The organism is Arthrobacter sp. B0316-1-20, assembly GCF_059091865.1.
On the sequence record NZ_JBNHHC010000015.1, the window covers coordinates 43,319 to 70,027 of the forward strand.

The following is a 26,709-nucleotide window of genomic DNA, read 5'->3' on the forward strand; positions in this document are numbered from 1 at the left end:
GCAGTACGTTACGCCACGGAAGACGGCCAACCGTTGCCCCACCTGGTCCCGCTGCGCCAGCGCCTAAGCTGGAGAGAACATGAATCTTCTCCAACTCCTGCCGGACACCGGCACTGCCTCAGATCCCGACGACGTCTACACCTGGTTCACCGAGTGGGTCGAATCCCGCGGCATGTCGCTCTACCCTGCCCAGGACGAAGCGGTCATGGAACTGGTGACCGGAAACAACGTCATCCTGGCCACTCCCACCGGGTCGGGTAAGTCGATGGTGGCCATCGCCGCCCACTTCCATGCCATGTCCACCGGGTCCGTGAGCTACTACACGGCCCCGATCAAGGCGCTGGTGTCGGAGAAGTTCTTCGCCTTATGCGAGATCTTCGGGCCGGAGAACGTCGGCATGGTCACTGGCGACTCAGCGGTGAACCAGGACGCTCCGATCATCTGCTGCACTGCCGAGATCCTGGCCAACATCGCGCTGCGCGAAGGCTCCGCTGCCGACCTTGGCACAGTGATCATGGACGAGTTCCACTACTACTCCGATCCGCAGCGCGGCTGGGCGTGGCAGGTCCCGCTGCTCGAACTGCCTCAGGCGCAGTTCCTGCTGATGTCCGCCACCCTGGGCGACGTCACCCGGTTCGAGAAGGAACTCACCGAGCTCACCGGCCGGACGACGGTCACCGTGAGTTCCGCGGAGCGCCCGATTCCGCTGCATTACTACTACGTACAGACCAGCGTGCAGGAATCGCTGGAAGAACTGCTGTCTACCAAGCAGGTCCCGGTCTATGTGGTGCACTTCAGCCAACTGGAGGCCATTGAGCGCGCCCAGAACCTGATGAGCATCAACGTCTGCACCCGCGAGGAGAAGGACCGGATTGCCGAGCTGATCTCCGGCTTCCGCTTCGCGGCCGGCTTCGGCAAGACGCTCAACCGCCTGGTCCGGCACGGCATCGGCGTCCACCACGCGGGCATGCTGCCCAAATACCGCCGGCTGGTGGAGCAATTGGCGCAGGCCGGACTGCTGAAGGTCATCTGCGGGACGGACACCTTGGGGGTGGGCATCAACGTCCCCATCCGCACCGTGCTGCTGACCGCCCTGAGCAAGTACGACGGCGTGCGCACCCGCCTGCTCAACGCCCGCGAATTCCACCAGATCGCCGGACGCGCAGGGCGGGCCGGGTACGATACGGCGGGCACCGTCGTCGTGCAGGCCCCGGAGCATGTGGTGGAGAACACCAAGGCAATGGCCAAGGCGGTGGCTAAATTTGGCGACGACCAGAAAAAGCTGCGCCAGGTGGTGAAGAAGAAGCCGCCGACCGGCTTTGTGAGCTGGGGCGAGCCGACCTTCCAGAAGCTGGTGGAAAGCGAGCCGGAACCGCTGACCTCCAGCTTCACGATCAGCCATGCGATGCTGCTGAACGTTCTGGAGCGCCCCGGCGACCCATTTGCCGCGGCCAAGCGACTGCTGACCCGCAACCATGAAACGCGGGCTTCGCAGCTGAAGCTGATCAGGAAGGCACTGGGCATTTACCGGGAGCTGGTGGTCTCCGGTCTGGTGGAACGACTGGACGCCCCGGACGAGAACGGCCACCTTGTCCGGCTGAAGGTGGATTTGCAGCCGAACTTCGCACTCAACCAGCCGCTTTCACCGTTCGCCGTGGCCAGCCTGGAACTGCTGGATTCCGAGAGCGGCAGCTACGCTCTGGACGTGGTGTCGGTCATCGAGGCCACGCTGGAGAAACCCCGCCAGATCCTGTCCGCCCAGGAGAAGAAGGCCCGCGGCGAAGCGGTGGCCGCCATGAAAGCGGACGGCATCGAGTACGACCAGCGGATGGCGCTGCTGGACGAGGTCACCTATCCGCGGCCGCTCGCCGAGTTGCTTGAGGCCGCCTTCGAGACCTACCGGCGAGGCGCCCCGTGGCTGGGCGATTTCGAGTTGGCGCCGAAGTCTGTCATCCGCGACATGTACGAACGGGCGATGAATTTCGCCGAATTTGTGCAGTTCTACGGGCTCGCCCGTAGCGAAGGCATTGTGCTCCGCTACCTGACCGACGGTTACAAAGCCCTGCGCCAGACCGTGCCGGCCGACGCGCTGCGCGAGGACCTGGCGGACATCATTGCGTGGCTGGGTGAGCTGGTGCGTCAAGTGGACTCCAGCCTGCTGGACGAATGGGAAGAACTGGCCGCTGGCAAGGGCGCAGCCGATCTGGCCGCCGAACACGCCGCCGAGTCGGTGCTCACCAAGGAGCCGCCGAAGCTGACCGACAACATCCGGGCCTTCCGCGTGATGGTGCGGAACGAGCTGTTCCGACGGGTCGAGCTTTTCGCGGACGAACAGGAAGAAGAACTCGGGGCCCTGGATGCCGAGGCCGGCTGGGACGCCGACCGCTGGGCCGACGCGATGGATGCCTATTACGAGGAATACGACGACATCGGCACCGGGCCCGACGCACGGGGGCCCGCGCTGCTGATCATCGAGGAGCAGCAGGCAGTCTGGAAGCTGCGGCAGATCTTCGACGACCCGGCCGGCAACCGGGACTGGGGCATCAGTGCGGAGGTGGACTTGGCGGCCAGCAACGAGTCCGGCTCCGCGGCGGTCCGGATCCTCGACGTCGGCCCCGTCGGCGGAGCCTGAGCCGGGCCCGGCCGCAGACTGTTTCCGCGCGGCGCGTGGATTGACCGCCGCGGGGGTCCAGCGCCGCTCCTCCCCTTGCGGGCCCTCCACCCCCTGCCTAGGGTAATAAGTCACTTACCTTGTTGAGCCGGTGCCTGCCGGACGAACCCGGCCTGACCACCACGTCATCCAATCGAGGCACGGAAACGACGGGAGCCTGACCGATGAAAGCACTGACGTGGCAGGGCAAACGGAAGCTCAGCGTGGAAGAGGTCCCGGACCCGGTCCTGCAGGAGCCCACCGACGCCATCATCAGGGTCACATCCACCGCGATTTGCGGCTCCGACCTGCACCTCTATGAACTGTTCGGCCCCTTCCTGGCCCCCGGCGACGTCTTGGGCCATGAACCGATGGGCGTTGTCGAGGAAACCGGAAGCGCGGTGCCGGGCCTTAAACCCGGCGACCGGGTGGTGGTTCCCTTCAATATCGCCTGCGGACGCTGCCACATGTGCGGCCGGGGCCTGCAGTCGCAGTGCGAAACCACGCAGGTCAAGGACAAAGGCTCAGGCGCCGCACTGTTTGGCTACACGGAGCTGTACGGTTCGGTCCCCGGCGGCCAGGCGGAGTTCCTGCGCGTCCCGCATGCTGACTACGGACCCATCAAGATCGAGGACGGCCAGGCACCGGATGAGCAGTACCTGTTCCTCTCCGATATCCTGCCGACCGCCTGGCAGGCAGTTGACTACGCCCAAGTTCCGGACGGAGGCACGCTCGCGGTCTTCGGTCTAGGCCCGGTGGGCCAGTTCGCCGCCCGGATCGGCCGTCATCTGGGGCACCGCGTGATCGGTATTGATCTGGTGCCCGAGCGGCTGAAAATGGCCCGCAGGCACGGCATCGAGACCCTGGTTTGGGGCTCGAAGATCGCCGATGATTTGCGTGACGCCACCCAAGGCCGCGGTCCCGAATCGGTGATTGACGCCGTCGGCATGGAAGCGCATGGGGCGCCGGCAGCGGCCACGGCGCAGTTCGCCGTCGGCCTGTTGCCCGACGCCGTGGCCAAGAAGTTGATGTCGAGTGCAGGCCTGGACCGCCTATCCGTCCTGCACACGGCGATCGATGCCGTTGCCCGCGGCGGCACCATCTCATTGTCGGGGGTCTACGCGGGCCAGGCCGACCCGATGCCGATGCTGACGCTCTTCGACAAACAGATCACGCTGCGGATGGGGCAGTGCAACGTCCGCCGGTGGATCGACGACCTGGTGCCGCTTGCCGCGGATTCAGCCGATCCGCTGGGGGTCGGCGACCTGGTCACGCACACCGCCCCGCTCAGCGACGCCCCGGCGATGTACGAAAAGTTCCAGAAGAAGGACGACGGCTGTATCAAGGTGGTGCTTAAGCCCTAACGGACGCGGCACTGATCCTCAGGACTCGTCCGAGTCCAACTGCAGCTCGCCGGCGTAGGCGAAGTAGCCGCCGGCCCCTGCCGCTGCCGGCGGCATGCCGGCCTGCATCCCTAGCGGCGGTCCGCCCGGTCCCCTGCCGTCCCCCTCGCTGCCCAGCAGGCTGCGGGTGAGGGCTTCGCTGTCGGCCATCAGTTCGTCGACTGCTGCCAGCAAGTCGGTGTCGGCAGGCTCCCTGCCTCCGGCGGCAGCAGCCACCACCGTCCGGCGCACCAGCTCGCGGGCGAACGATGCGGTGGTACCTGCGGTTCGTTCCGCGGCCTCCGCTATGGCTTCGGTTCCCAAGGCAAGACGACGCGCGTAGAGCCGGATCAAGGCCTCGCGTTGTTCGGTGTCCGGCCGAGGGATCTCCACCGCCAGATCCACCCGCCCGGGCCGCTGCGCGAGCGCGTGCTCCAGGGCTTCCACCCTGTTGGTGGTCAGCACAAAGGCAACGTCGGCGTCTTCGTCGAGTCCATCCATCGCATCCAGGACTTCGAACAGCAGTGGCTGTGGCCCGTTGCCAAAGCTGCGGTCTTCGGCAATCAGGTCACAGTCTTCCAGCACCACGATGGAAGGCTGCAGCGCGCGGGCCATCCGGGCCGCCTCCGAGATGAAGGCGAGGGAGCCGCCGGAGAGCAGGATCGCCGTCGTGCCCTCGCTGCGCGACAGCAAATGGCGGACGGTATGGGTCTTGCCGGTTCCGGGCGGTCCGTAGAGCAGGACGCCGCGCTTGAGATGCTGGCCCAGTCTGCGCAGGTTCCCGCGCACATCGGCCATCTCCACCACGTGCCGGACGATCCGTGCCAAGACGCCGGGGGCAAGGATCACGTCGCCCGCCTCCACCCGTGGACGCTCGTGGAAGGTCACGCCGGCACCGGTGGCGCCGAACTCCTGCATGGTGAATGAAACCACCTGTCCCTTCAGCACGCTCTGGGTGCGCATGCGTTCCCGAAAAGCGGTCAGGAACCCTGCCGCCACGTCCGGCTCCGGAGACAAGACTTCCAGCATTGCCGCGGTCTGTCCGTAGCGGGGATTTGCCGCCCGAATCAGCACTGCCAGCGGGTGGCCCTGACGGCGGAACAAGCGCATGCCGAGGGCCAGTGCCTGACGCTGCTGCGCGGGCCCGACGGCCAGGTTGGCGTAGTCCGGCTGTCCCACCGGGAAGCCTCCGTAGTGCGATGCGTGCTGCAGGATGTCACTCAGCGACATATGGTGGCGTTGATCGCCGCCGCCGATTCCGATCAACGCGCTCTCCGGATCGTCGTCAGCGAACTCCGCCAGGATGATGTCGGCGTCCGCCAAGCGGTGCGCCGGGACCTCCTCCACGACGGTCGGCAGGTCACGGACGTCGGTTTCCAGATAGGTGCCCAGCCGGTCTAGCAGGTTGTCCCCGCGGACCGTGGATTGCTGCGCCTGTTGTGCCAGTGCCACCAGCGCAGCGAAGTCGTCAACGAATTTCCCCAACGTCCCGTCCATGGACCGACCCTACCAACGCGGCCTGCTTCCGGACGATAGGCTCTGATCATGTCTATGATCCGTCCTGCCAAAAAAGCTGATGTTCCCGTCATCCTCGAACTGATCCGCGATCTGGCGGTCTATGAGAAGGAGCCGGACGCGGTCAAGACCACACCGGACCAGCTGCACGACGCGCTGTTCTCGGCGCAGCCTTCGGTGTTCGCGCACGTCGCCGAAGACGATGGCGGTGTGCAGGGTTTCGCGCTCTGGTTCCGGAATTTCTCCACCTGGGAGGGCGTTCACGGCATCTACCTGGAGGACCTCTATATACGGCCGGAGGCCCGCGGGCGAGGCTACGGCAAGGCCCTGCTGCAGACTTTGGCCAGCCACGCGGTGGCATCCGGCTACGCCCGCGTGGAGTGGGCGGTGCTGAACTGGAACACCCCGTCCATCGAGTTCTACCGCAGCCTGGGCGCCCGTCCGCAGGAGGAATGGTCAACCTTCCGGCTGACCGGCGATGCCCTGTCTGCCTTCGGGGCGGCGGACCGGGTGTCTGCGTGACCGGGCAGCCGCACCGTGTGGCCGGCGCGTACCGCCTCCGCGGAATGCGGACAGCGGAACATTTCTTCACCGTTCCGCTGGATCACGCCGACCCCGGCGGCGAAACGCTGGAGGTTTTCGCCCGGGAATACTCTTCCTTGGAGCACGACGACGCCGCGGGCCGGCTGCCCTGGCTGCTGTTCCTGCAGGGCGGGCCCGGCGGGCGCGGCAACCGGGTGACCTCGCTGGGCGGCTGGATGAAAGAAGCGGCCAAGTCCTTCCGGATCCTGATGCTGGACCAGCGCGGCACCGGCCTCTCCACTCCGGTGAACCGGCAAACCTTGCCGCTGCGCGGTGATGCCGCGGAGCAGGCGGATTACCTGACCAATTTCCGCGCGGATTCCATCGTCCGGGACGCGGAACTGATCCGGCAGCAGCTCGGCAGCGGGCCGTGGAGCATTTTCGGCCAAAGCTATGGCGGTTTCTGCTGCCTGACCTACCTCTCGCTGGCTCCGGAAGGGCTGCAGGAAGTGTTGATCACCGGCGGCCTGGCACCGCTGGCGGGAGGCGCCGACCGGGTTTACCGAGCCACCTTCCCCCGGGTGGAAGCGCGCAACCGGGAGTACTTCGACCGTTACCCGCAGGACCGCGAGCGGGTCACCGCCATCGCGCGGCATCTGGACGCGGTGCCCGAATACCTGCCCACCGGTGAGCGGTTGACGGCCGGCCGTTTCCAGATGGTCGGGCAGTTCCTGGGCGGCAACACCCGGATCGATGCCCTGCACTACCTGCTGGAAGACGCCTTCGTCCAGACTCCATCCGGCCCGCGGCTCTCCGATGCCTTCGTGGATCAGCTGGCCGCACTGGTCGGCCGGGCAAGCAACCCCCTGTATGCGCTGATGCACGAGTCGATCTACGCCCAAGGGGAAGCCACCGACTGGGCGGCTTGGCGGGTCCTTCAGGAGTTCCCGCAATTTGCACCGAAGGCCGCGGAGCCGCTGCTGACCGGCGAGATGGTCTACCCCTGGTACTTCGAGCAGGATCCGGCACTGGTCCCGCTCCGCGAGGTCGCCGACCTACTGGCCGCCAAGTCCGACTGGCCCGCCCTCTACGACCTCGGCCGGCTGGCGGTAAACACCGTTCCGGCGGCAGCGGCCGTGTACCGCGACGATATCTACGTAGAGCGCGGCCTGTCGCTGGAGACGGCCGCCCAGGTCAACGGGCTCCAGATCTGGGAAACCGGCGAGTTCCATCATGATGGCATTGCCGACGACGGCGAAGCCATCTTCGCCCGGCTGCTCGGCATGGTCCGGGGCTAGCCGGTCACCTGGAAGTTGGGCAAGGCCTCGGAATATCTACCCGATGGTTTGCACGTAAAAGGTATAGTCCCTGAAACAGCCGTGGGGTGCGACCTTGGCGAGACGGTCGAGATGTTCGTCGCTGAGGGCTCCCCCGCCGAGGGACACCGGGCCTCCGATCGCGAGAGAGCGGCCTTCGACCTCGACGCTTAGTTCTTCTCCGTGACCGAAGGTGGCGTCGGCCGGAAACACCAGCATGACCTCGCGGCCCCTCTCGTCCTCGCCGATGACGCACTTCTCCGCCGACAGCTTGAGCGTCCCCTCGAAGGCCGCCTCCATCTCGAAGTTTTCTCGACCGCTGTCGGGATTCACCAGCAGGATCTCGTCCGCTGGGCCCGTTATGACGGAGCCTGATGCTGCAGGCGCACCCTCCTGACCGCAGCCGGAAATGCCGACAGCAACAGCAGTAGCGATCATCAAGGCTTGTCGGTAGTTCACGCTGGACTCCTGTCACTGGCTGCCGCCCTGACACCCCGCCGCCCGGCAGCGCCAGCGGCACAGAGCAGGACAGCGGCGACGACTGCCGCCGCCGCGTTCAGGCCGGCGAATCCCACAGCGGCCAGCACCGGTCCGGAGAACGCGGCGCCCAATGCCCCGGCCGCGCCCATGAGGGTGTCGGACAAGCCCTGGGCGGGAACGCGTCCCGACTCCGGGACCGATTCGGCCAACAGGGTGGATCCGGCGATCACCGAAGCTGACCAGCCCAGGCCGAGCAACATCAGTCCGGCCCCAACCAGCCACGTGTCCTGCTGTCCCACGCCGGCAAGGGCCGTCCCGGCCAGCAGCATCAGCTGGCCAACCGCGATGGTTCGGGTTCGACCGAAGCGGTCGGTCAGCCAGCCCATCAACGGCGAGAGCGCGTACATCCCGGCCATGTGCAGCGAAATGGTGAAGCCGATGATCGCGAAAGTATCGGTTTGGCTGTGCTGGTGTCGGCCCGCATGGTCCAGGGCTTGCAGGTGAACCGGCGTCATGGCCATGACCGCCACCATCACCAGGTGGGCGCCCACTACAGCGGCGAGCCCGAGCGTTGCCATCGGACGCCGGCGCACCGTTGCCACACCGGTGCGCAGCGTTCCGCGGCGCTTGACCGGCGGCGTTTCGTTGGGGCCGGCGCCGGCGCCGGCGCCGGTGCCGCGGGAGCGTGCAAAGTGCAGCGGGTCGGGCCGCAGCCCCACCAGCAGCAGGGTAGCGCCGATGGCCATGCCGGCCATCGAGAACAGGAAGGGACCGGACGATTCCGGCAGCCCGAGCGCCGCGCCCAGCTCGGCACCCGGCCGGATCAGGTTCGGCCCCGCCACGGCGCCCACGGTGATGGACCAGACGACGAAGGCCAGGTCCCGGCCCCGGTGTTCGGGCACGGCAAGGTCCACCGCGGCAAAGCGGGCCTGCAGGTTGGCGGCGTTTCCGACCCCCAGCAGGGCCGAACCGGCCAGCAGCACCGCAAAGGATCCGGTGACCGGTGCGAGCGCCATCAGCGCCGAACCCAGCAAGGCCAGCAGCAGCCCGGTGACCAGCGCCCGCCGGCGTCCTGAACGGGCGGCGGCGCCGGCCAACGGCAGGGCGGCCAGTGCGGCCGCCAGCGAAATCGCCATGGTGGACGTTCCCGCCAGTGCCTCGCTGCCTGTGAGTTCCACCGCGAGCAGTGAACCGATGGCCAGCCCCGCGCCGTGGCCAAGGCCGCTGAACAGCTGCGCCATGGACAGGGAAAACACAACGCGGCGCTGGACGGCCCTCGTGCGAGGGTCTGCGTTCAGCACCGCGTTGCTTGGTTCGTTCACACGCCGAGCCTAGTCGACGGGCAACCGGTTGTACCGGTGATACCGGTATTACTCTGTGTCGGACTTGGCCCGTTCCGCGTCCTTCGCCAGCCGCGCGTCGATGGCGGCCTGGCGCCCGGCGGGGCTGAGCAGGCTGGCCACCGTGGCAACCACCAAGGTGCCGACGATCACTGCCAACGACAACCCGGTGCTGATCTCCGGGATCCACTCGATGTGCTGGCCACCGTTGATGAACGGCAGCTCGTTCTCGTGCAGCGCGTGGAAGATCAGCTTCACGCCGATGAAGGCCAGGATCACGGACAGGCCGTGCTTCAGGTAGACCAGACGGTCCATCAGGCCGCCGAGCAGGAAGTAGAGCTGCCGCAGGCCCATCAGCGCGAAGATGTTCGCGGTGAACACGATGAAAGCGCTCTGGGTCAGGCCGAAGATCGCCGGGATGGAGTCCACAGCGAACAGAAGGTCGGTCATGCCGATGGTGATGAAGACCATGACCATCGGGGTGAACAGGCGCTTGCCGTCCACCGTGGTGCGCAGCTTGTTGCCGTCGTAGTGCTCGCTGACCGGCAGCTTCTTGGTCAGCCGGGCCACAAGCCCGGACTCGGACCCTTCTTCCTCGTCTTCGCCGGAATCGGTGGCCTGCTTCCAGGCGGTCCAGAGCAGGAAGGCACCGAAGATGTAGAACACCCAGCTGAAGTGGGCAATCACGGTGGCGCCCAGCAGGATGAAGATGCCGCGCAGGATCAGCGCAATGATGATGCCGAACATCAGCACTTCCTGCTGGTACTTCCGTGGCACGGAGAACCTGGCCATGATGATGATGAAGACGAACAGGTTGTCCACGCTGAGGCTGTACTCGGTGATCCAGCCGGCAACGAACTCTTGGCCGTAGTCCGGTCCGGCCTGCCAGAACAGCATGCCGGCGAAGATCAGGGCCAGGGAGACGTAGAAGCCCACCCACAGTCCGGCTTCCTTCATGGACGGTTCGTGCGGCCGCTTGACCACGTAGAGAAGGTCAAACAGCAGGATGATGCCCAGGACCACAAACGAGATGATCTCAAAGGGCAGCGATAATTGGTCCGACACGGAACCTTGCCTTTCACAGAAGATGCCGCGCGCGTGCGGTGCGCGGGTGCGAGTGTTCGCCGCAAGTCTCTCCGCCTGCCCTGATCGGCCAGGCCACTGCGCCCGGCGGGGCTTCGATGCCCCGCGTGCTGACGTTCACAGTGTTCGGGATACTCCCCTACGCTCGGTCAAGTGTAGCGCAAGGCAGGGTGACGACGGCGGTGGGCACCGCCGTCGTCACCCTCACCATTCGGTCTGCGCAGGCAGGCGGCTCAGCGTCAGGCGTGGCCGGCGGCGCGCATCTGCCGGAGGTCCTTCTTCAGGTCGGAGACCTCGTCACGCAGCCGGGCGGCCAGCTCGAACTGCAGTTCCGCCGCAGCGGCGTGCATCTGCTCGGTCATCTGCGCGATCAGTTCGCCCAGATCCTCGGCCGGCGCTGCGGCAAGCCCGTCGCGGCGGATCTTGTCCTTCGACACGGCCGCGGAAATCCCTCGTTTGCCCTTGCCGTAGTCGAAGTCTTTGAGCAGCTGCTGGGTGTCGGCGTCTTCGCGGGCCAACTGGTCGGTGATGTCCGCGATCCGCTTGCGCAGCGGCTGCGGGTCCACGCCGTGCTCCTTGTTGTGCGCCACCTGGATCTCACGGCGTCGGTTGGTTTCCTCGATCGCGTTGGCCATCGAGTCCGTGATCTTGTCCGCGTACATGTGCACCTGGCCGGAGACGTTGCGGGCGGCACGGCCGATGGTCTGGATCAGCGAGGTGCTGCTGCGCAGGAAGCCTTCCTTGTCTGCATCCAAGATGGCCACCAGCGAGACTTCGGGCAGGTCCAGGCCCTCACGCAGCAGGTTGATGCCGACCAGCACGTCAAAGGTGCCCATCCGCAGCTCACGGAGCAGCTCCACGCGGCGCAGCGTGTCCACATCGGAGTGCAGGTACTGAACCTTGACGCCGTGCTCGTTCAGGTAGTCCGTGAGGTCCTCGGCCATCCGCTTGGTCAGCGTGGTAACCAGGACGCGTTCGTTCCGCTCCACCCGCGTGTTGATCTCGCCCAGCAGGTCGTCGATCTGGCCCTTGGTCGGCTTCACGATGACCTCGGGGTCCACCAGGCCCGTGGGCCGGATGATCTGCTGCACGTAGCCGTCGGACTTGGACAGTTCGTACTTGCCCGGCGTGGCCGAGAGGTAAACCGTCTGTCCGATCCGTTCCAGAAACTCGTCCCACTTCAGCGGCCGGTTGTCCATTGCGGACGGGAGGCGGAAGCCGTGGTCCACCAGGGTCCGCTTGCGGGACATGTCGCCTTCGTACATCGCGCCGATCTGCGGCACGGTGACATGCGACTCGTCGATGACCAGCAGGAAGTCGTCCGGGAAGTAATCCAGCAGGCAGTGCGGCGCGGTGCCCGGCCCGCGGCCGTCGATGTGCCGCGAGTAGTTCTCGATGCCGTTGCAGAACCCCATCTGCTGCATCATTTCCAGGTCGTAGGTGGTGCGCATCCGGAGCCGCTGCGCTTCCACCAGCTTGTTTTGCGACTCGAGCGCCTGCAGCCGGTCGCGCAGTTCGTCCTCGATCTCCTTGACCGCGCGGCTCATCCGGTCTTCGCCGGCCACATAGTGCGACGCCGGGAAGACATACATTTCCGTCTCCTCGCGGATGATCTCGCCGGTGACCGGGTGCATGGTCTGGATCTGCTCGATTTCGTCGCCGAAAAACTCGATCCGGACCGCGAGCTCCTCATACATGGGGATGATCTCCACGGTATCGCCGCGCACCCGGAAGGTGCCCCGGTGGAAGTCGACGTCGTTGCGGGCATACTGCATGGCGACGAACCGGCGCAGCATCTCGTCCCGGTTCATTTCCGCGCCCTTGCGCAGGGTGACCATTCCGGCGATGTACTCTTCCGGCGTGCCCAGACCGTAGATGCAGGACACGGTGGCCACGACGACGACGTCGCGCCGGGTCAGCAGCGCGTTGGTGGCCGAGTGGCGCAGCCGTTCGACTTCCTCGTTGATGGAGGAGTCTTTTTCAATGAAGGTGTCCGTCTGCGGGACGTAGGCTTCCGGCTGGTAGTAGTCGTAGTAGGAGACGAAGTACTCCACGGCGTTGTTGGGCAGCAGTTCGCGGAACTCGTTGGCCAGCTGGGCTGCCAGGGTTTTGTTTTGCACCAGCACCAGGGTGGGCCGCTGCACCTGTTCCACCAGCCAGGCCGTGGTGGCGGATTTGCCGGTGCCGGTGGCACCGAGCAGCACGATGTCCTTCTCCCCGGCCTGGATCCGTTCGGTCAGTTCCTTGATCGCCGCGGGCTGGTCGCCGGCCGGCTGGAAGTCGCTGACCACCTCGAAGGGCGCCACAACGCGTTTGATGTCCTGCGCAAGACTCATGCGGTTAACCGTAGACCCGATTCCGGTCAGCGTGGGTCCTGAATCGCTCTGGGCCTAAATCGGGCCCTCGCCCTGCGGCTACGTCCGCGCTCCGTTGCCCCGCACAGCCGTGTGCGGTAGATCTGTCCGTGCACCGACCACCAACGGAAGGCACATTATGGACGTCCGAACCTATCCCGAGGGCGTAACGTCGTGGATCGACGTCGAACATCAGGACATTGAGCAGGCCAAGGACTTCTACGGCGGCCTGTTCGGTTGGACGTTCACCGATGCCACACCGCCGGGTGTCTCCCCGCGCTATGTGATCGCCCAACTGCACGGCCGCGATGCCGCCGGCCTGGGTGAGGGCACAGCCGGCGAGGCCGGGCCCAGCTGGAACACGTATGTGGCGGTCGAGGATTCGGAGGCCGCCGTGGGCAGGATCCGTTCCGCGGGCGGACGGGTGCTCTCCGGCCCGGCGGATGCCGGGGAGGGCGGCAGGGCCACGCTGTGTGCCGATCCGTCCGGCGTCATGTTCCGGCTTTGGCAGGCACGGCGCCGGCCGGGCGCCCAGGCGGTCAACGTGCCGGGGGCCTGGAACTTCAGCGACCTGCACACCACGGATCCTGCCGCGGCCACGGATTTCTACGGCCGGGTCTTCGGCTGGCAGTTCGTCGACGTCGGCTTCGGCAACATGATCCGCGTCCCCGGCTACGGCGACCACCTGCAGGCGACCAGTGATCCGGACATCCGCGAGCGCCAGTCGGGAGTCAACGTTCCACCGGGGTTCGCCGATGCCATCGGCTGGCTCACGGAGTTGCGGCCGGGGGAAGCGCCGCACTGGCACGTGGCGTTCACCGTCGCCGACCGCGATGCGACCGCGCTCGACGCCGAACGCCTGGGCGGGAAGGTGCTGGACCGAACTGACACAGACTGGACGCGGGACGCGAGGATCAGTGACCCGTTCGGAGCCGTCTTCACGGCCAGCCAGTTCACCCCGCCATCCGGCTGAGAGGCAGCGCTAGCCGCCGAGGGCGGGCGGTTCCCACCCGGTGTCCAGCGCCCACCGGTTCATCTGCGGGTCCGCCGCCTGGCTGAACCAGTCTTCCTTGGCCCGCGCGTAGCGACCCGGAGACGCGTCGGAAGCATGCAGGCCGGCCAGCCGCCGCTTCTCGGCCAAGTACGCTTCGGCCGCGCCGGGATCGGCCCGCAACCAGTCACGGAACAGCAAGGCAAAGCGCCACCCCGGCGAGCCCGCTGCGCGGACGTGCACGTTGACGGCCCGGCCGGGGTCGGCGTTGCCGTGCAGTCGCTTGGCCCAGTCGCCCGGCTCCGGGTGCTGCGGTTTCGCTGTGTCGCGCCAGCTGCCGGGCCACCGCGGGAAGCCGGCCGCTGCCAGGGCCTCGGCGGCGGAATCGGCGTCCGCCATGCTGGCCACCGTAACCTGCAGGTCCAGCACGTCCTTGGCCGGCAGGCCCGGAACGGCCGTTGACCCGATGTGATCGACCGCCAGAATCCGCGGGTCGGTGCGCCTGATGCGCTCGGCGAGCAGGGCTGCCTGAGCGGGCCACTGCGGCTGCGGGTCCAGCAGGACCGGCGGCCCAGGGCGAGGAGCCAGCCTGCCGGCCAGCAGGTTCTGGTTGAAGGGCATTAGCCGCTCCTCCCAGAGGGCGTCCAGGGCATCCAGCAACTGCTCCCGGGTGCCGGTGTTCTCCAGCACGACGTCGGCGGCGGCCCTACGATCTGCCGGGGAGGCCTGGGCAGCCATCCGGGAACGGGCATCCGCTTCGGTCATGCCACGGTCTTCAACCATGCGCCGCAGCCGCTCTGCTTCGGGCGCGTCGATGACCACGACCAAGTGGAAGGAGGGACTCTGCCCGGTTTCCACCAGCAGCGGGATGTCCTGGACAAGGATTCCGCCCTCGCCTGCGGCTGCTGCCAGCTCGGCGGCCCGCGCGCGGACCAGCGGGTGCACAATCGCATTCAGGCGTTCGCGTTGGGCTGGATCGTTGAAAACCAAGGCACCCAGCGCCGGGCGGTTCAGGCGCCCCTCGGCGTCCAGGATTCCCGGGCCGAAGGCTTGGACGACGGCGGACAGGCCGTCGGTGCCCGGCTCTACTACCTCGCGGGCGATGGCGTCGGCGTCGACCAAAGTGGCGCCGAGCTCCGCCAGCCGCCGGGCAGCGAGCGATTTTCCGGCGGCAATTCCACCTGTCAGTCCGATTCTCAACACGGCCTCAGTCTAGCCAGCACGCCGACGTGGACCGTGGCATGCCGGTATCACGTGCCGGGGTGGCGGGCCGATACCGGAATGGCGGGCCGGGTTATTCCTCGTGTCCCTGGTCTGCGCTCATCTGGTCCTCGGCCGGCGGGGTTTCGCCGGGCGGAACGCCGCCGCCGGGTTCCAGCCCGGTGATGTTCTGGTCTTGAGGATCGGGATTGGCCGAGTCCCCCTGATCGGCCGACACCCGTTCCGCGTCCGTCTTGTCCGTACCCGGGCTATGTTCCTGCTCGTCCTGGATGCGCCGATCGAATTCGGGCTGGTTCTTCGCCATGGCTCCACCGTTCGTTACGGGAAGGCCGCACCGGTTTAGGGCGACCATGTACCGACACACTAAGCACGGTCCGGCCGCCGGACAAGGGCGTGGACATCGATCGGCAGGGTTGGAACGTGAGGCTCCGGTGCCTTCGGAAAGGCGATTAGGCTGGTGGATGTGCCCCATCCGTCCAACGCCAGCTGCTACACCACCCTTGCCGGCGAACACCGTCATGAGATCGAGATTAAGCGGTCCCGCTTCATCACTGTGCTGCGCCGTGCAGAGACCGAGGATGAGGCCCGCAGCCTGGTGTCGGAACTGCGCCGCGAGTTCCATGACGCCCGGCACCACTGCAGCGCCTTCGTTCTTGGGCCAGACCGCGCGGTCCAGCGTTCCAATGACGACGGTGAGCCCTCCGGCACGGCCGGCATCCCCATGCTGGAAGCCCTGCTCAAACGCGAGACCGCACCAGGGGTGACGGACCTGAGCGACGTAGCTGCCGTCGTCGTGCGTTACTTCGGCGGGATTCTGCTGGGCGCGGGCGGGCTGGTGCGGGCCTATTCAGAATCGGTGTCACAGGCCGTTGGCACCGCTGAAATGGTCCAGCGGCGCAGGATGCGGCTGTTCGCGGCCCCGTCCATGCACGCGGACGCTGGCCGATTGGAAAATGACCTGCGGGCAGCGGGAACCGTGGTGCTGGGCAGCGACTATGGCGCCGCCGAGGTGCGGATCCGGCTGGCCCTGGAAGACACTCCGGAAGTGATCGAGCGTTTCAAAGATCAACTGGCAGCACTGACATCGGGAGGCCCCGCGCCCATTGAGTTGGGGACGGAGTGGGTGGACCTTGGCTGAACACCGCGACGACGTCAACGGCCCCGGGACCCTCCACCCCGCCTTCGACTTCGGCACGCTCCGGCGATGGCCCGACGTGGAAGCGGACAACCTGTTCGCCTACGACGCGGCTGACAAGCTCCTGCTGGACACAGCCGAGCCGTTGATCGCCGGTCTGGAAGGAAGCCGGATCGCCGTGGTCAACGACCACCACGGCGCGCTCACGCTGGCCCTGATTGCCGCCGGTCAGCAGGGAGTCCGCGTGGTGCAGGACGCTTTGAGCTCGGAGCGCGCCCTGGACAATAACGCCTCCCGGCTGGGGCTGGCTGGGTACAGCCACCGCTCGCTGGATCCCGCCGCATTTAACGGTGTCCGGCTAGTGCTTCTTCAGCTGCCGCGCTCGCTTGATGCGCTGGCGGAGATGGCGGACTGCATTGCCGCTGCCGCTTCCACCGATGTCGTGGTGCTGGCCGGCGGCCGGGTCAAACACATGAGCACCGCGATGAACTCCGTGCTGGCCACATCGTTCTCCTCCGTGACGGCAGGCCTGGCGCGGCAGAAAGCGCGGATCCTGACGGCCACCGGTCCGCTGCCGCCTGTGGGTGCGCGCTTCCCTCGCGCCGAAGAGCACGACGTCGGCCTCCCCGTTCCGCTGCGGTTGGTCGCCTTCGGAGGCACGTTTGGCGGCCCCAAGGTGGACCCGGGCACCCGGTTCCTGCTCCCGCTGCTCGCCGGTGCCCGGGAAGCCGCCCGGGCGGTAGACCTAGGATGCGGCAACGGTACGATCGCCGCGTATCTGGCTCTGACCCGCGGAGCCATCCGGGTGCTGGCCACGGACCAGTCGGCTTCAGCGGTCAGATCAGCCCGCGCCACCGCCGAGGCGAACGCGGTTGCGGACCGGGTGGAGGTGCGGCGGGATGATGCCTTGTCCTCGCTGCCCACCGCTTCCGAGCAGCTGGTAGTGCTCAATCCGCCGTTCCATATCGGGAACACCGTGCACGCCGGCATTGGGCTGAAGCTCTTCGCCGAAGCCGGCCGCGTCCTCGCTCCCGGCGGAGAACTATGGACAGTGTGGAACAGCCATCTGGCCTACAAGCCGGCATTGAACCGATTGGTGGGGCCGACCCGCCAGGTGGCACGGAACCCAAAGTTTACGGTCACGGTCAGCACCCGGAGCTGACGGAACCTCAGAACTCGGTACCGTAGTAGCGGCGCAGCTCGGCTTCTTCCTCCGGGGTCAGGCCCTCGGAGGCCGCCGGCGAGGGCGAGTCCTTAATGGTGTCCTGGCTGTAGGCGACGAACACATCGTGTTTATCTATCCGCGCCCCGGCAATCGGCACGAACTTCTCACGGCTATCCGCCAAGCCCAGGCCCACCGTGATCCAGGTGATGGTTCCGGTGACCGGATCTTGGTGCACCTGGCCCACCACTCCTAGCTTCCGGTCGGCGCTGTCCCACACGGTGGCTTGCTGCAGGGCGTGGACGTCCACTTCTTCCGGCATACTCTCTCCCTTTCGACCCAAGGCCTGCCTAGGTGCGCTTTTCCCACACCCTAGCCTAGTGACCCCGCCCTGTTTGGCGAGCCCACCCCGTGCAAAGTCAGCCCGGGGGCAGAGTTTTCGCACCCGCAGGAGGTGCCGGTTGCCGTGCCGATAACGGCCCAATAACGGCGCGATAACGGGGGCCCGAGTTCACTGTAAGGGCATTGCAACTGAAGCTTTATGGGGTTCTGGGGGAGAAAAAGCAATGCGCACCGATTCCACCCGTCATTCCCTGGCGACCCTTGTGACCAAGCTCATGGCAGGAGAACGAGGGAGACCATGCCTATTATCAGGGAGCCGCACCTGTTCAACGAGCAGAGCTTGTTCGTCGACTTGGAAGGGTTGCTGGGCCGCCGCCTCTACCTGAAAATCGAGGGGTTTAACTTCGCCGGCTCGATCAAGCTCAAGCCCGCGCGGGAGATGGTCGAGCACGCCGAGCGAGAGGGCCTGATCGGCCCCGGCTCGATTCTGGTGGAGTCTTCCTCGGGGAACCTCGGCGTAGCGCTCAGCATGATCGCCGCCAGCAAGGGATACCGCTTCGTGTGCGTCATCGATCCGCGCTGCAACCCGGCTACCCGGCAACTCATGGAGTCGCTCGGGGCACAGGTAGATCTGGTCACCGAACCGGATCCCGTCGACGGTTTCCTCGGGGCCCGTCTCAACCACGTCCGGGATCTGTGCGCGTCCGACGAGCGGTATCTCTGGCTCAACCAGTACACCAATCCCGGCAACTGGGGAGCGCACTACCGCTGGACCGCCCCCGAGATCTCCGATCAGTTCCCCGAACTGGACGTGCTGTTCGTCGGAGCCGGGACAACGGGAACCCTGATGGGTTGCGCGAGGTACTTCCGCGAGCACCGGCCCGATGTCCGGATTGTCGCGGTCGACGCCGCAGGATCGGTCTCGTTCGGCGGCCAGCCGGCCACCCGCCTGATCCCGGGGCTCGGCATGAGTGTGCGGCCGCCGCAGCTCGACGAATCATTCATCGATGACGTGGTGATGGTCGAGGAACTGGACACGGTGCGCGCCTGCCACCGCCTCGCGGCGGGCGGGTTCATGCTCGGTGGCTCCACCGGGACCGTGGTTCACGGCGCCGTGTCTTGGCTCGCCGACCACGACGCCCAGGACGTCACGGCGGTGGCCATCTCGCCGGATCTAGGCCGCCCCTACCTGGACACCGTCTACGACCCCGACTGGGTGCACGACCACCTGGGCGCCGAAGCACTCGCCACCGCCGACTTGGCGGTGGCTCCGGGCCAATGGTCCGACCCGGCGCTGGGGCCATGGAACAGGGCACCCGCATCCGTGGCCGATTCCGTCGCCACCGCCTCGCTAAGGAGTTTCCGGCAGTGAAGATCCGCGTCGACGACCCGCAGGGTGCTCCGCGTTCCACACCTCCGACAAATTCCACGACTCCTGCGGAACCTGCGGCTCCGGCCGGGAACGGCTCTCCAGCCACGCCGGCCACCGGTGCGGCTGCAGCCCTGGAGCGCCGGCTGGCGGATCTTCTCGCAGTGGTGGTGAAAAAGGATGACGTCCCCGTGGGCTCCAACTTTTTCTACGAATTGGGTGCGGACTCGCTGGTGATGGCGCAGTTCTGCGCCCGCGTGCGCAAGCAGCCAGACCTGCCTGCCGTGTCGATCAAGGACATCTACCAGCACCCATCGATCTCGGCGCTGGCCGCGGCCCTGGCACCGGCGGAAGAGTCGTCGGCGACAGCGCTGATGCAGGAACGGTTAGCGGAGGTGCTGTCCGGCGTGATGGGCGTCGAGCACGTGCCGGCGGGCGCCGACTTCTTCCATGACCTGGGCGCGGACTCGCTGGTCATGGCGAAGTTCTGCGCCAGGGTGCGCAAGCAGCCGGAACTGCCAGCGGTGTCAATCAAGGACATCTACCAGCACCCAACGATCTCGGCGCTTGCCGCGGCCCTTGCACCGGCGGAAGAGGCCCCGGCGCAGGTGCAGGTGCAGGACCAACTGGCCGAGGTGCTCGCCGGCGTGCTCGGCGTAGAGCAGGTCGCGATGGGCGATGACTTCTTCCATGACCTGGGCGCTGACTCGCTGGTGATGGCTAAGTTCTGCGCCAGAGTGCGCAAGGAGCCGAACCTGCCCCAGATATCCATGAAGGAGATCTACAGCAACCCGAATATCTCCGCACTGGCAGCGGCCCTGCAGGTCCCCCCGACGCAGCAGGACAAGGAGGCAGAGCCCTCGCCGGCCGTTTCCTCCGTGCCCGAGACGCCGCCGCCCATGGACGCGCGGACCTGGGAGTATGTCGCCTGCGGCGCCCTGCAGGTGCTCGTCTACATCGGCTACTGCCTGTTCGCCGGTTTCATCATGGTCGTGGGGTACCAATGGTTGTTTCCGGCAGCGACGCCGGGCAACCACCACTGGTTGGGGCACGGGACGGACTTCTGGGAGCTTTACCTGCGGTCGATCGCCTACACCGCGGCGACGTTCGTGGTGCTGTGCATTCTGCCGGTGGCCGCGAAATGGATTTTCATTGGGCGCTTCCGGCCCAAGGAGATCCGCATTTGGAGTCTGGCCTACTTCCGGTTCTGGCTGGTCAAGGCGTTGATGCGCACTTCTCCCCTCTCGCTGATGGCCGGTTCGCCGCTGACGACCTTCTACTTGCGAGCGATGGGCGCGAAGGTCGGCCGCAACGTGATGATCATGACCAATCGGCTGCCGATCTGCACCGACCTGCTGACCATCGGGGAGGGGACGGTGATCCGCAAGGACGTCATGCTCAACGGGTACCGTGCCCACGGCGGCGTCATCCAGGTGGGTGGGGTCACGCTGGGCAGGGACGTGACCATCAGCGAGGGCAGTGTGCTGGACATCAACACGTCGATGGGTGACCGCTCCCAGCTGGGCCACCGGTCCACTCTCTACACCGGTCAAGCCGTGCCCGAGGGCGAACGGTGGCACGGATCGCCGGGCAGGCCAGGGGATGCGGACTACGCCACGGTCGAGCCGACGCCCTACCGGCCGTGGCGCCGGGGATGGTTCGCCGTTTCCCAGCTCCTGAGCACGGTTGGGTTGGGCCGCTCTATGTGGGGACTGGCGATCGCGCTGATCATCCTGGCGAACCCGAGCGTCGCGGCCCTTCTGGAGCCACAGGAGTTGGCGTTCACCAACTGGGTCTTCTACGCCGACGCCGCCGTCTACGCCGGCGTGTCCGTCTTGGGTGGAACGGTCCTAGCATTGTTCCTCATCACGACCCTGCCGCCGCTGCTCCAACTCGCGGTGAAGCCGGACAAGGTGTATCCGCTGTTCGGGCTGCGTGATGCGGCGGCACGGGCGGTGGCCAAGATGACCAACAGTCCCATGCTCGGGGCGCTGTTCGGCGACAGCTCCTACGTGGTGAACTACGTGCGGGCCATCGGGTACCGCCAACCGCAGGTCCAACAGACCGGTTCGAATTTCGGCACGGGGTTCAAGCACGACAACCCGTTCCTTTCGACCATCGGCACCGGCACGATGATCGCCGACGGGGTGTCTTTCATGAACGCGGACTACTCGGCGACGTCATTCAAGGTCAGCGGGGTGGCGATCGGTGCCCACAACTATCTGGGCAACGCCGTGCTGTACCCCGCCGAATCCAGGGCCGGGGACAACTGTCTGCTCGCGACCAAGGTCATGGTCCCCGTCGACGGGCCGCTGCGCCAAGACGTGGGCCTGCTCGGATCGCCGGCGTTTGAGATCCCCCGCTCCGTACTGCGGGACACCCTCCCCGGGGAGCAGAGGAGCCCCGCCGACCTCCGCCGGGATCTGGCGGCGAAAAACGGCCACAACCTGCGCACGATGGCCCTCTTGATGCTGGCGCGGTGGTTTAACGCCACGGTGGCTCTGCTGACAATGTTCGCCGGCCTCGAACTGTCCGACCAATTAGGTTTCCTTGCGCTCAGCGCGTCGTTCGTCGTCATGCTCGTGCTCGGCGTGCTGGTCCCGGTAGGCATCCAGCACCTCGCAACAGGGTTCCGCCGGCTCCGGCCCCAGCTGTGCTCCATTTACAACCCCTACTTCTGGTGGCACGAGCGGTACTGGAAGTTGATGGCCCAGAGCCGGTACCTGGCTCTCTTCAACGGAACACCGTTCAAGCCGCTGATCTGGCGCTTGCTGGGCGTGCGGATGGGCTCCCGGGTTTTCGACGACGGCTGCGCGTTCATCGAGCGGACCCTGGTGACGGTCGGCTCCCGGTGCACGCTTAACAACGGCACCACGGTCCAGTCCCATTCCCAAGAGGACGGGATGTTTAAGTCCGATTACAACGTCGTCGGGAACGACGTCACGCTCGGCGTCGCCGCCTTTGTCCACTACGGCGTGAGCATTGAAGACGGTGCCGTTGTCGCCGCCGACTCCTTCGTGATGAAGGGGACGACCCTCCCTCGGGGCACCCTGTGGGGTGGCAACCCGGCCGAAGAGGCCCGAGACACCGCCACCTCCCCCGTCGCACTGGAAAGGCCCGTGTCATGACCACCACCTCTGCGCTGACCTGCCGCACCGCCGCCGACCACTCGTCGGGTCCGGGCAATGACCTGACCGCCCCCACGGGTGCCGCGCCGACGTCGATCCCCCGATGGACACAGGACGGCCAGCCGGGTCAGGGGCGGGTCGAGGTGGCGGTTCCGGAGGACCTGCGCCAGGCCGTGCGGACACTGTCCCTCACGCTGGACGCGACGCCTGCATCGATCTGGCTGGCGGCTCACGCAAGGGTGCTACAAGCGCTGTCCGGCGAAACAGAGGTCACCATCGGATACAGGGACGCGTCAGGGACGTGGACCTGGGAACTCGATCTTGGACAAGGGTCATGGCGGGCGCTGGTCTCCGCGGCGCGCATGCGACAGGTGCAGGCCCACGCCGACCGAGCAGGGGTGCCGCAGGCGCCGGCTTCTGCGGGGTACGAGGTGCTGCTCAGCATCGACCACGACGACGATCCCGAGCTCGTGGAGGGCCTGGTCTTGCGCGTGTCCCTCGGCGATGCCGCAGGTGGCGAAGCGATGCGCCTGCGCTACCGGCGCGACCTCCTCGACGAGTCCGCAGCCCTCCGGATCGCCGGCTATCACCTGAGCGCACTCCGCCATCTGGTCGCAGACCCCGAGGCGGATCATGCTGACGCCGACCTCGTCGCCGCCGATGAGCGGCGCTTCCAGCTCAAGCAACTCGCCGGGCCCGAGCGGCCCCGACCCCAACACCGCTTCCACGAGCTGTTCGAGGAGCGGGTGCGCCAGCATCCCGAACGCATCGCCGCCGTCCAGGACTCGCGCGAGTGGACCTACGCGGAGCTGAACGCCCGCGCCAACCGGCTCGCCCGCGCCCTGCTCGCGCGGGGGCTGCAGGCGGAGGACATCGTGGCCGTCGTCGCCGAGCGGGACCTGGAATGGATGGCCGCCGTTATCGGCATCTTCAAGGCCGGAGGCGCGTACCTGCCGATCGAACCGCACTTCCCCGCCGACAGGATTGCCAGAACGCTCACCCGGTCCGGATGCCGGATGGTGCTGACCGAGAAAGGCAGCACCGCCACGCTCGACGAAGCACTCGACGGAATGACCGCGGTCGCGAAGCTCCTCTTCGAAGACGTCGAGGCCGGCGGGCACGCCGCCGACGACCTCGGCCTGGAGGTTCGTCCCGATCAGCTTGCCTACGTCTACTTCACCTCCGGGTCCACCGGCGAGCCGAAAGGCGCGATGTGCGAACACGACGGGATGGTTAACCACCTGTACGCCAAGATCGAGGACCTGGGGATCGGCCCCGGCGACGTCGTCGCCCAGAGCGCACCCCAGTGCTTCGACATCTCGCTGTGGCAGCTGGTATCGGCCCTGCTTGTCGGCGGCCGCACACTCATCGTTGCGCAGGACCGGATCCTCGACGTCGAGCGGTTCATCGATGCGGTGGAACGCGGCGGCGTCGCAGTCTTCCAGGTCGTCCCGTCCTACCTCGACGCGCTGGTGGCATACCTGGACGGTAAACCACGCGCGCTGCCGCACCTTCGCTGTGTCTCGGCGACCGGGGAGGCCCTGAAACAGGAACTGGTCCGCCACTGGTTCAACGTGATGCCGAATGTCAAGCTGGTCAACGCCTACGGATTGACGGAGACCTCAGACGACACTAACCACGAGGTGATGGCTGCCGTGCCCACCGGCGGCTCTGTGCCACTGGGCTGGCCGATCCCCAACGTCCGGATCCACATCCTCGACGAGCGTCAACGGCTTGTGCCGCTCGGGGCGCCGGGCGAGATCGCCTTCTCCGGAGTGTGTGTGGGCCGCGGCTACATCAACGATCCGGAGCGCACGGCGCAGGCGTACTCCACCGACCCCTATGTGGACGGCGCGCGGCTCTACCGTGCGGGCGACTACGGCCGCTGGTCCCCGGACGGCAAGCTGGAGTATCTGGGCCGGCAGGACAACCAGGTCAAGATCTCCGGATTCCGCATCGAGATTGGCGACATCGAGAACGCGCTGTTGCGGGTTCCCGGAGTCCGCGACGGCGCCGTCGTCGTCGGCGAAGGTGCTGGGCAGTCCAAGTTCCTGGTGGCGTTCTACTCAGGCAACCGGTCGCTCGAGGTCGACGTCATCCGCGGCGAGATGGCCGCGCGGGTACCGGCCTACATGGTTCCGTCTGCGTACAGGTGGCAGGAGAGCCTGCCCCTGACCGACAACGGGAAGATCGACCGGAAGGCCTTGACCCGCATGGCGCGGGAGGTCGTTCCCGAGACCGGCACCGCCACGGACGTGCTTTTGGCCAGCGAGCGGCGGCTCGCCGAGGCCTGGGCGACGGTGCTCGGCCTCCCGGCGGGCCGGATCGGCAAGCAGGACTCGTTCTTCGAGCTGGGCGGGACCTCGCTGTCCGCGGTGAAGCTCGCCGTCCTGCTCAAGCGCGCGGTTTCGATCAAGGACATCATGCAGTCGCCCGTCCTGGCGGACCTAGCGAAGCTGCTCGAGGCCTCGTCCCTGGCGGACGCTGCCGTCCCGCCCGCCCCGCGGTCGGCTGGAGCCGCCGCACCACCCGATTCCATGGCCCCGGCTGGAGGACCGGTTGGCCACTCCCATCCGCTACCCGTAAAGCAAAAGGACCTCTGATGTCGTCTCAATCACCCAGGATCCAGTTCGACGTTGAACGCCAACCCGGTCGGGCGCCGATGCTCACCGTCGAGGACGGCCACGACCCAGTGCGGTGGGCCGAACAGAACGGTGAGGCGCTGCGTGCAGCGGTGGATGAACACGGCGCCGTCCTGGTCCGCGGCCTGGGCCTGCGTGATCCGGCTCAGGTGGCCGATACCTTCAAGCGGCTGGTTCCAGGCGGCCTCATGCCGGACCGGGAAGCCTTCGCGACCAGGCAGCCCTACTTGGACGGCGTGTACTCATCCCTCACGTGGCCCGCGAACCAGCCCATGTGCATGCACCACGAGCTCAGCTACGCGCTCGAGTTCCCCGGCCTGATGCTCTTCGCCTGCCTCCAGGCGCCCCGCGTCGGTGGGGTGACCGGTGTGGCGGATGCCCGCGCCGTGCTCGACGCCATCCCTTCGGACATCGTGCGTAGGTTCGAGAGCGAGGGGTGGCTGCTCGCCCGCAGCTACAACGAGGACATCGGCGCCTCCTACGAGGAGGCGTTCGGGGTCTCCGGCCGCGCCGACGTCGAGAGTTACTGCAAGGCGCACGAGATCGAGTTCGAGTGGCAGCCCGACGGCGAGCTGCGCACCCGGCAACGGCGTCCTGCCGTGGTCCGGCACCCGGCGACCGGCGAACGCAGTTGGTTTAACCAAGTCGCGTTCCTGAGCGAATGGACGATCGCGTCCGAGGTGCGGGAGTACCTGGTGGACGTTTACGGTCCCGACGGGCTGCCGTTCAACACCCGCTTCGGCAATGGCGAGCCGATCGGCGAGGACATCGTCGCCCTCCTGAACGAGGTCTACGAGGCCCACACCCTGCGAACCCCTTGGGAGACAGGTGACCTCATGCTGGTCGACAACATCCGTATGGCCCACAGCCGCGAGGCGTATGAAGGACCTCGGGAGATCCTCGTCGGCATGGCCGAGCCGCGCAACGTGTTCGATCTCGATACCCACACCCAGGACGGTGCACGATGACAGAATTCGCCACTTCCCCAGCCGCAGGGGCTGTAGACCCGAAGACGGTTCCATCGTTCGCGGTCATTGCAGGGGCCCAGGTGCAGCAGGTGCTCCAGGGGCAGGAAAAGCAAGTCGTCGAGCTGGTCGAACAGACCTACCGGGTGCACGCAGCCGGAGACTCGGTGAATCCCCCGTCCTACTTCCTGCGCTTCCCGGACCGGCCCAGCTCGCGCATCATCGCCCTGCCCGCCTCGGTCGGCGGACAGGTGGAGGTTGACGGCATCAAGTGGGTCTCCAGCTTCCCGGACAATGTGTCGTCGGGGATTCCGCGCGCCTCAGCGGTGTTGATCCTCAACGACCGGGCTACGGGCTATCCCTTCGCGTGCATGGAGAGCTCAATTATCAGCGCCTCTCGGACGGCCGCATCGGCCGCCGCGGCTGCGGACTGGCTCAGTCGGGGACGTGGGCGTCCCAGACGCATCGGGTTCTTCGGCGTTGGCCTCATTGCCCGCTACATCCACACCTTCCTGAACGCGACGGACTGGTCCTTCGACGAGATCGGGGTGTTCGACCTCTCGGGCGAGAGCGCGGAGGGATTCAAGGGTTATCTCGAACGCAGCGGCACCCAGGCCCGGGTGACCGTGCACGACGGCCCCGAGCAGCTGATCAGAAGCAGCGACCTCGTCGTGTTCGCCACGGTGGCGGGCGAACCGCACGTGCATGACACGACGTGGTTCGAGCACAACCCGCTGGTACTGCACGTGTCCCTGCGCGACCTGTCCCCGGAGATCCTGTTGGCGTCGACCAACATCCTCGACGACGTCGACCACTGCTTGAAAGCCGGGACGTCGGCCCACCTCGTGGAGCAGATGGTCGGCCACCGGGACTTTGTGGACGGCACCTTGGCCGACGTTATGGAAGGAAGGGTTTCGCCGGCGGACGACCGTCCCGTGGTGTTCTCGCCGTTCGGCCTGGGCGTGCTGGACCTGGCGGTGGGCAAGTACGTCTACGACGAACTTGCCAGCAGCGGGCAACTCCGGGTTGTCGAGGACTTCTTTTCCGAGCTTCGTCGGTACGGCTGACCCGGCGGCCCGACCACGTTAATCGATTCGCACCCACCGAGGAGT

General features: G+C 66.7%; 20 protein-coding genes. 12 read left to right on the plus strand and 8 right to left on the minus strand.

Annotation, left to right across the window (positions count from 1 at the left end; translation table 11 throughout):
* Positions 1 to 79: 79 nt before the first annotated feature.
* On the plus strand, positions 80 to 2,632 hold the full coding sequence (locus AC5RW2_RS23185) for a DEAD/DEAH box helicase (protein ID WP_493950388.1): 2,553 nt from the start codon (positions 80 to 82) through the stop codon (positions 2,630 to 2,632).
* 203 nt (positions 2,633 to 2,835) lie between these two features.
* On the plus strand, positions 2,836 to 4,014 hold the full coding sequence (locus AC5RW2_RS23190) for a zinc-dependent alcohol dehydrogenase (RefSeq protein WP_493950387.1): 1,179 nt from the start codon (positions 2,836 to 2,838) through the stop codon (positions 4,012 to 4,014).
* 18 nt (positions 4,015 to 4,032) lie between these two features.
* Here the strand turns inward: AC5RW2_RS23190 and AC5RW2_RS23195 are convergent, their stop codons facing one another.
* A complete protein-coding gene (locus tag AC5RW2_RS23195) occupies positions 4,033 to 5,529 on the minus strand; it encodes an AAA family ATPase (RefSeq protein WP_493950386.1) in 1,497 nt (498 codons plus the stop codon).
* A gap of 48 nt (positions 5,530 to 5,577) precedes the next feature.
* Here AC5RW2_RS23195 and AC5RW2_RS23200 point away from each other — a divergent pair, with 48 nt between their 5' ends.
* Both AC5RW2_RS23200 and AC5RW2_RS23205 read left to right on the plus strand, forming a co-directional pair.
* On the plus strand, positions 5,578 to 6,069 hold the full coding sequence (locus tag AC5RW2_RS23200; protein ID WP_493950385.1) for a GNAT family N-acetyltransferase: 492 nt from the start codon (positions 5,578 to 5,580) through the stop codon (positions 6,067 to 6,069).
* 44 nt (positions 6,070 to 6,113) lie between these two features.
* Complete coding sequence (locus AC5RW2_RS23205) at positions 6,114 to 7,367, plus strand: alpha/beta fold hydrolase (protein ID WP_493961983.1); 1,254 nt, start codon at positions 6,114 to 6,116, stop codon at positions 7,365 to 7,367.
* 36 nt (positions 7,368 to 7,403) lie between these two features.
* Here the strand turns inward: AC5RW2_RS23205 and AC5RW2_RS23210 are convergent, their stop codons facing one another.
* From AC5RW2_RS23210 to uvrB, 4 genes are all read right to left on the minus strand, one after another.
* Entirely contained in the window at positions 7,404 to 7,844 is a 441-nt protein-coding gene (locus tag AC5RW2_RS23210; protein WP_493961982.1) for a hypothetical protein, read from the minus strand.
* A complete protein-coding gene (locus AC5RW2_RS23215) occupies positions 7,841 to 9,187 on the minus strand; it encodes an MFS transporter (protein WP_493961981.1) in 1,347 nt (448 codons plus the stop codon). The genes AC5RW2_RS23210 and AC5RW2_RS23215 overlap by 4 nt, the downstream gene beginning before the upstream one ends.
* Positions 9,188 to 9,235: 48 nt before the next feature.
* Entirely contained in the window at positions 9,236 to 10,270 is a 1,035-nt protein-coding gene (locus tag AC5RW2_RS23220) for a TerC family protein (protein ID WP_493950381.1), read from the minus strand.
* Positions 10,271 to 10,527: 257 nt separating this feature from the next.
* Entirely contained in the window at positions 10,528 to 12,624 is a 2,097-nt protein-coding gene (gene uvrB, locus AC5RW2_RS23225) for an excinuclease ABC subunit UvrB (protein ID WP_493961980.1), read from the minus strand.
* A gap of 157 nt (positions 12,625 to 12,781) precedes the next feature.
* Between uvrB and AC5RW2_RS23230 the strand changes: the two genes are divergently transcribed.
* On the plus strand, positions 12,782 to 13,615 hold the full coding sequence (locus AC5RW2_RS23230) for a VOC family protein (RefSeq protein ID WP_493961979.1): 834 nt from the start codon (positions 12,782 to 12,784) through the stop codon (positions 13,613 to 13,615).
* A 9-nt stretch (positions 13,616 to 13,624) separates the two neighbouring features.
* Here AC5RW2_RS23230 and coaE read toward each other — a convergent pair whose 3' ends face one another.
* Both coaE and AC5RW2_RS23240 read right to left on the minus strand, forming a co-directional pair.
* Positions 13,625 to 14,836, minus strand: a complete 1,212-nt coding sequence (coaE, locus tag AC5RW2_RS23235; RefSeq protein ID WP_493961978.1) for a dephospho-CoA kinase — start codon at positions 14,834 to 14,836, stop codon at positions 13,625 to 13,627.
* A 91-nt stretch (positions 14,837 to 14,927) separates the two neighbouring features.
* Entirely contained in the window at positions 14,928 to 15,158 is a 231-nt protein-coding gene (locus AC5RW2_RS23240) for a DUF6480 family protein (protein ID WP_493961977.1), read from the minus strand.
* Between the two features lie 153 nt (positions 15,159 to 15,311).
* On the opposite strand from AC5RW2_RS23240, the gene AC5RW2_RS23245 reads away from it, so the two are divergent.
* Together AC5RW2_RS23245 and AC5RW2_RS23250 are read left to right on the plus strand one after the other, a co-directional pair.
* Positions 15,312 to 15,992: an IMPACT family protein gene (locus AC5RW2_RS23245; RefSeq protein ID WP_493961976.1), complete on the plus strand. Its 681-nt coding sequence runs from the start codon at positions 15,312 to 15,314 to the stop codon at positions 15,990 to 15,992.
* Positions 15,985 to 17,151 carry a class I SAM-dependent methyltransferase gene (locus AC5RW2_RS23250; protein WP_493961975.1) on the plus strand — a complete coding sequence of 389 codons (1,167 nt, stop codon included), beginning with the start codon at positions 15,985 to 15,987 and terminating at the stop codon, positions 17,149 to 17,151. Before AC5RW2_RS23245 ends, AC5RW2_RS23250 begins: the two co-directional genes overlap by 8 nt.
* 7 nt (positions 17,152 to 17,158) lie before the next feature.
* Here the strand turns inward: AC5RW2_RS23250 and AC5RW2_RS23255 are convergent, their stop codons facing one another.
* Positions 17,159 to 17,473, minus strand: a complete 315-nt coding sequence (locus tag AC5RW2_RS23255) for a PRC-barrel domain-containing protein (RefSeq protein WP_493961974.1) — start codon at positions 17,471 to 17,473, stop codon at positions 17,159 to 17,161.
* 318 nt (positions 17,474 to 17,791) lie between these two features.
* On the opposite strand from AC5RW2_RS23255, the gene sbnA reads away from it, so the two are divergent.
* From sbnA to sbnB, 5 genes are read left to right on the plus strand one after another with little or no spacing between them, the layout of a single operon-like run.
* Positions 17,792 to 18,865, plus strand: coding sequence for a 2,3-diaminopropionate biosynthesis protein SbnA (gene sbnA / locus AC5RW2_RS23260; RefSeq protein WP_493961973.1), 1,074 nt, complete (start codon positions 17,792 to 17,794; stop codon positions 18,863 to 18,865).
* Complete coding sequence (locus tag AC5RW2_RS23265; protein ID WP_493961972.1) at positions 18,862 to 21,990, plus strand: Pls/PosA family non-ribosomal peptide synthetase; 3,129 nt, start codon at positions 18,862 to 18,864, stop codon at positions 21,988 to 21,990. Before sbnA ends, AC5RW2_RS23265 begins: the two co-directional genes overlap by 4 nt.
* Positions 21,987 to 24,593, plus strand: a complete 2,607-nt coding sequence (locus AC5RW2_RS23270) for a non-ribosomal peptide synthetase (protein WP_493961971.1) — start codon at positions 21,987 to 21,989, stop codon at positions 24,591 to 24,593. Before AC5RW2_RS23265 ends, AC5RW2_RS23270 begins: the two co-directional genes overlap by 4 nt.
* Positions 24,593 to 25,600 (plus strand): TauD/TfdA family dioxygenase, encoded by a 1,008-nt coding sequence (locus AC5RW2_RS23275; protein WP_493950370.1) that lies wholly within the window; start codon positions 24,593 to 24,595, stop codon positions 25,598 to 25,600. The genes AC5RW2_RS23270 and AC5RW2_RS23275 overlap by 1 nt, the downstream gene beginning before the upstream one ends.
* Positions 25,597 to 26,664 carry a 2,3-diaminopropionate biosynthesis protein SbnB gene (sbnB, locus tag AC5RW2_RS23280; RefSeq protein WP_493950369.1) on the plus strand — a complete coding sequence of 356 codons (1,068 nt, stop codon included), beginning with the start codon at positions 25,597 to 25,599 and terminating at the stop codon, positions 26,662 to 26,664. Before AC5RW2_RS23275 ends, sbnB begins: the two co-directional genes overlap by 4 nt.
* Positions 26,665 to 26,709 lie beyond the last annotated feature (45 nt).

What these genes read in the sequence shown, in the direction of transcription:
- AC5RW2_RS23195 (WP_493950386.1), bottom strand. Translation starts at nt 5,529, where the DNA reads ATGGACGGGACGTTGGGGAAATTCGTTGACGACTTCGCTGCGCTGGTG.
- AC5RW2_RS23185 (WP_493950388.1), top strand. Translation starts at nt 80, where the DNA reads ATGAATCTTCTCCAACTCCTGCCGGACACCGGCACTGCCTCAGATCCC.
- AC5RW2_RS23230 (WP_493961979.1), top strand. Translation starts at nt 12,782, where the DNA reads ATGGACGTCCGAACCTATCCCGAGGGCGTAACGTCGTGGATCGACGTC.
- sbnA (WP_493961973.1), top strand. Translation starts at nt 17,792, where the DNA reads ATGCCTATTATCAGGGAGCCGCACCTGTTCAACGAGCAGAGCTTGTTC.
- AC5RW2_RS23255 (WP_493961974.1), bottom strand. Translation starts at nt 17,473, where the DNA reads ATGCCGGAAGAAGTGGACGTCCACGCCCTGCAGCAAGCCACCGTGTGG.
- uvrB (WP_493961980.1), bottom strand. Translation starts at nt 12,624, where the DNA reads ATGAGTCTTGCGCAGGACATCAAACGCGTTGTGGCGCCCTTCGAGGTG.
- sbnB (WP_493950369.1), top strand. Translation starts at nt 25,597, where the DNA reads ATGACAGAATTCGCCACTTCCCCAGCCGCAGGGGCTGTAGACCCGAAG.
- AC5RW2_RS23275 (WP_493950370.1), top strand. Translation starts at nt 24,593, where the DNA reads ATGTCGTCTCAATCACCCAGGATCCAGTTCGACGTTGAACGCCAACCC.
- AC5RW2_RS23200 (WP_493950385.1), top strand. Translation starts at nt 5,578, where the DNA reads ATGTCTATGATCCGTCCTGCCAAAAAAGCTGATGTTCCCGTCATCCTC.
- AC5RW2_RS23270 (WP_493961971.1), top strand. Translation starts at nt 21,987, where the DNA reads ATGACCACCACCTCTGCGCTGACCTGCCGCACCGCCGCCGACCACTCG.
- AC5RW2_RS23205 (WP_493961983.1), top strand. Translation starts at nt 6,114, where the DNA reads ATGCGGACAGCGGAACATTTCTTCACCGTTCCGCTGGATCACGCCGAC.
- AC5RW2_RS23240 (WP_493961977.1), bottom strand. Translation starts at nt 15,158, where the DNA reads ATGGCGAAGAACCAGCCCGAATTCGATCGGCGCATCCAGGACGAGCAG.
- AC5RW2_RS23190 (WP_493950387.1), top strand. Translation starts at nt 2,836, where the DNA reads ATGAAAGCACTGACGTGGCAGGGCAAACGGAAGCTCAGCGTGGAAGAG.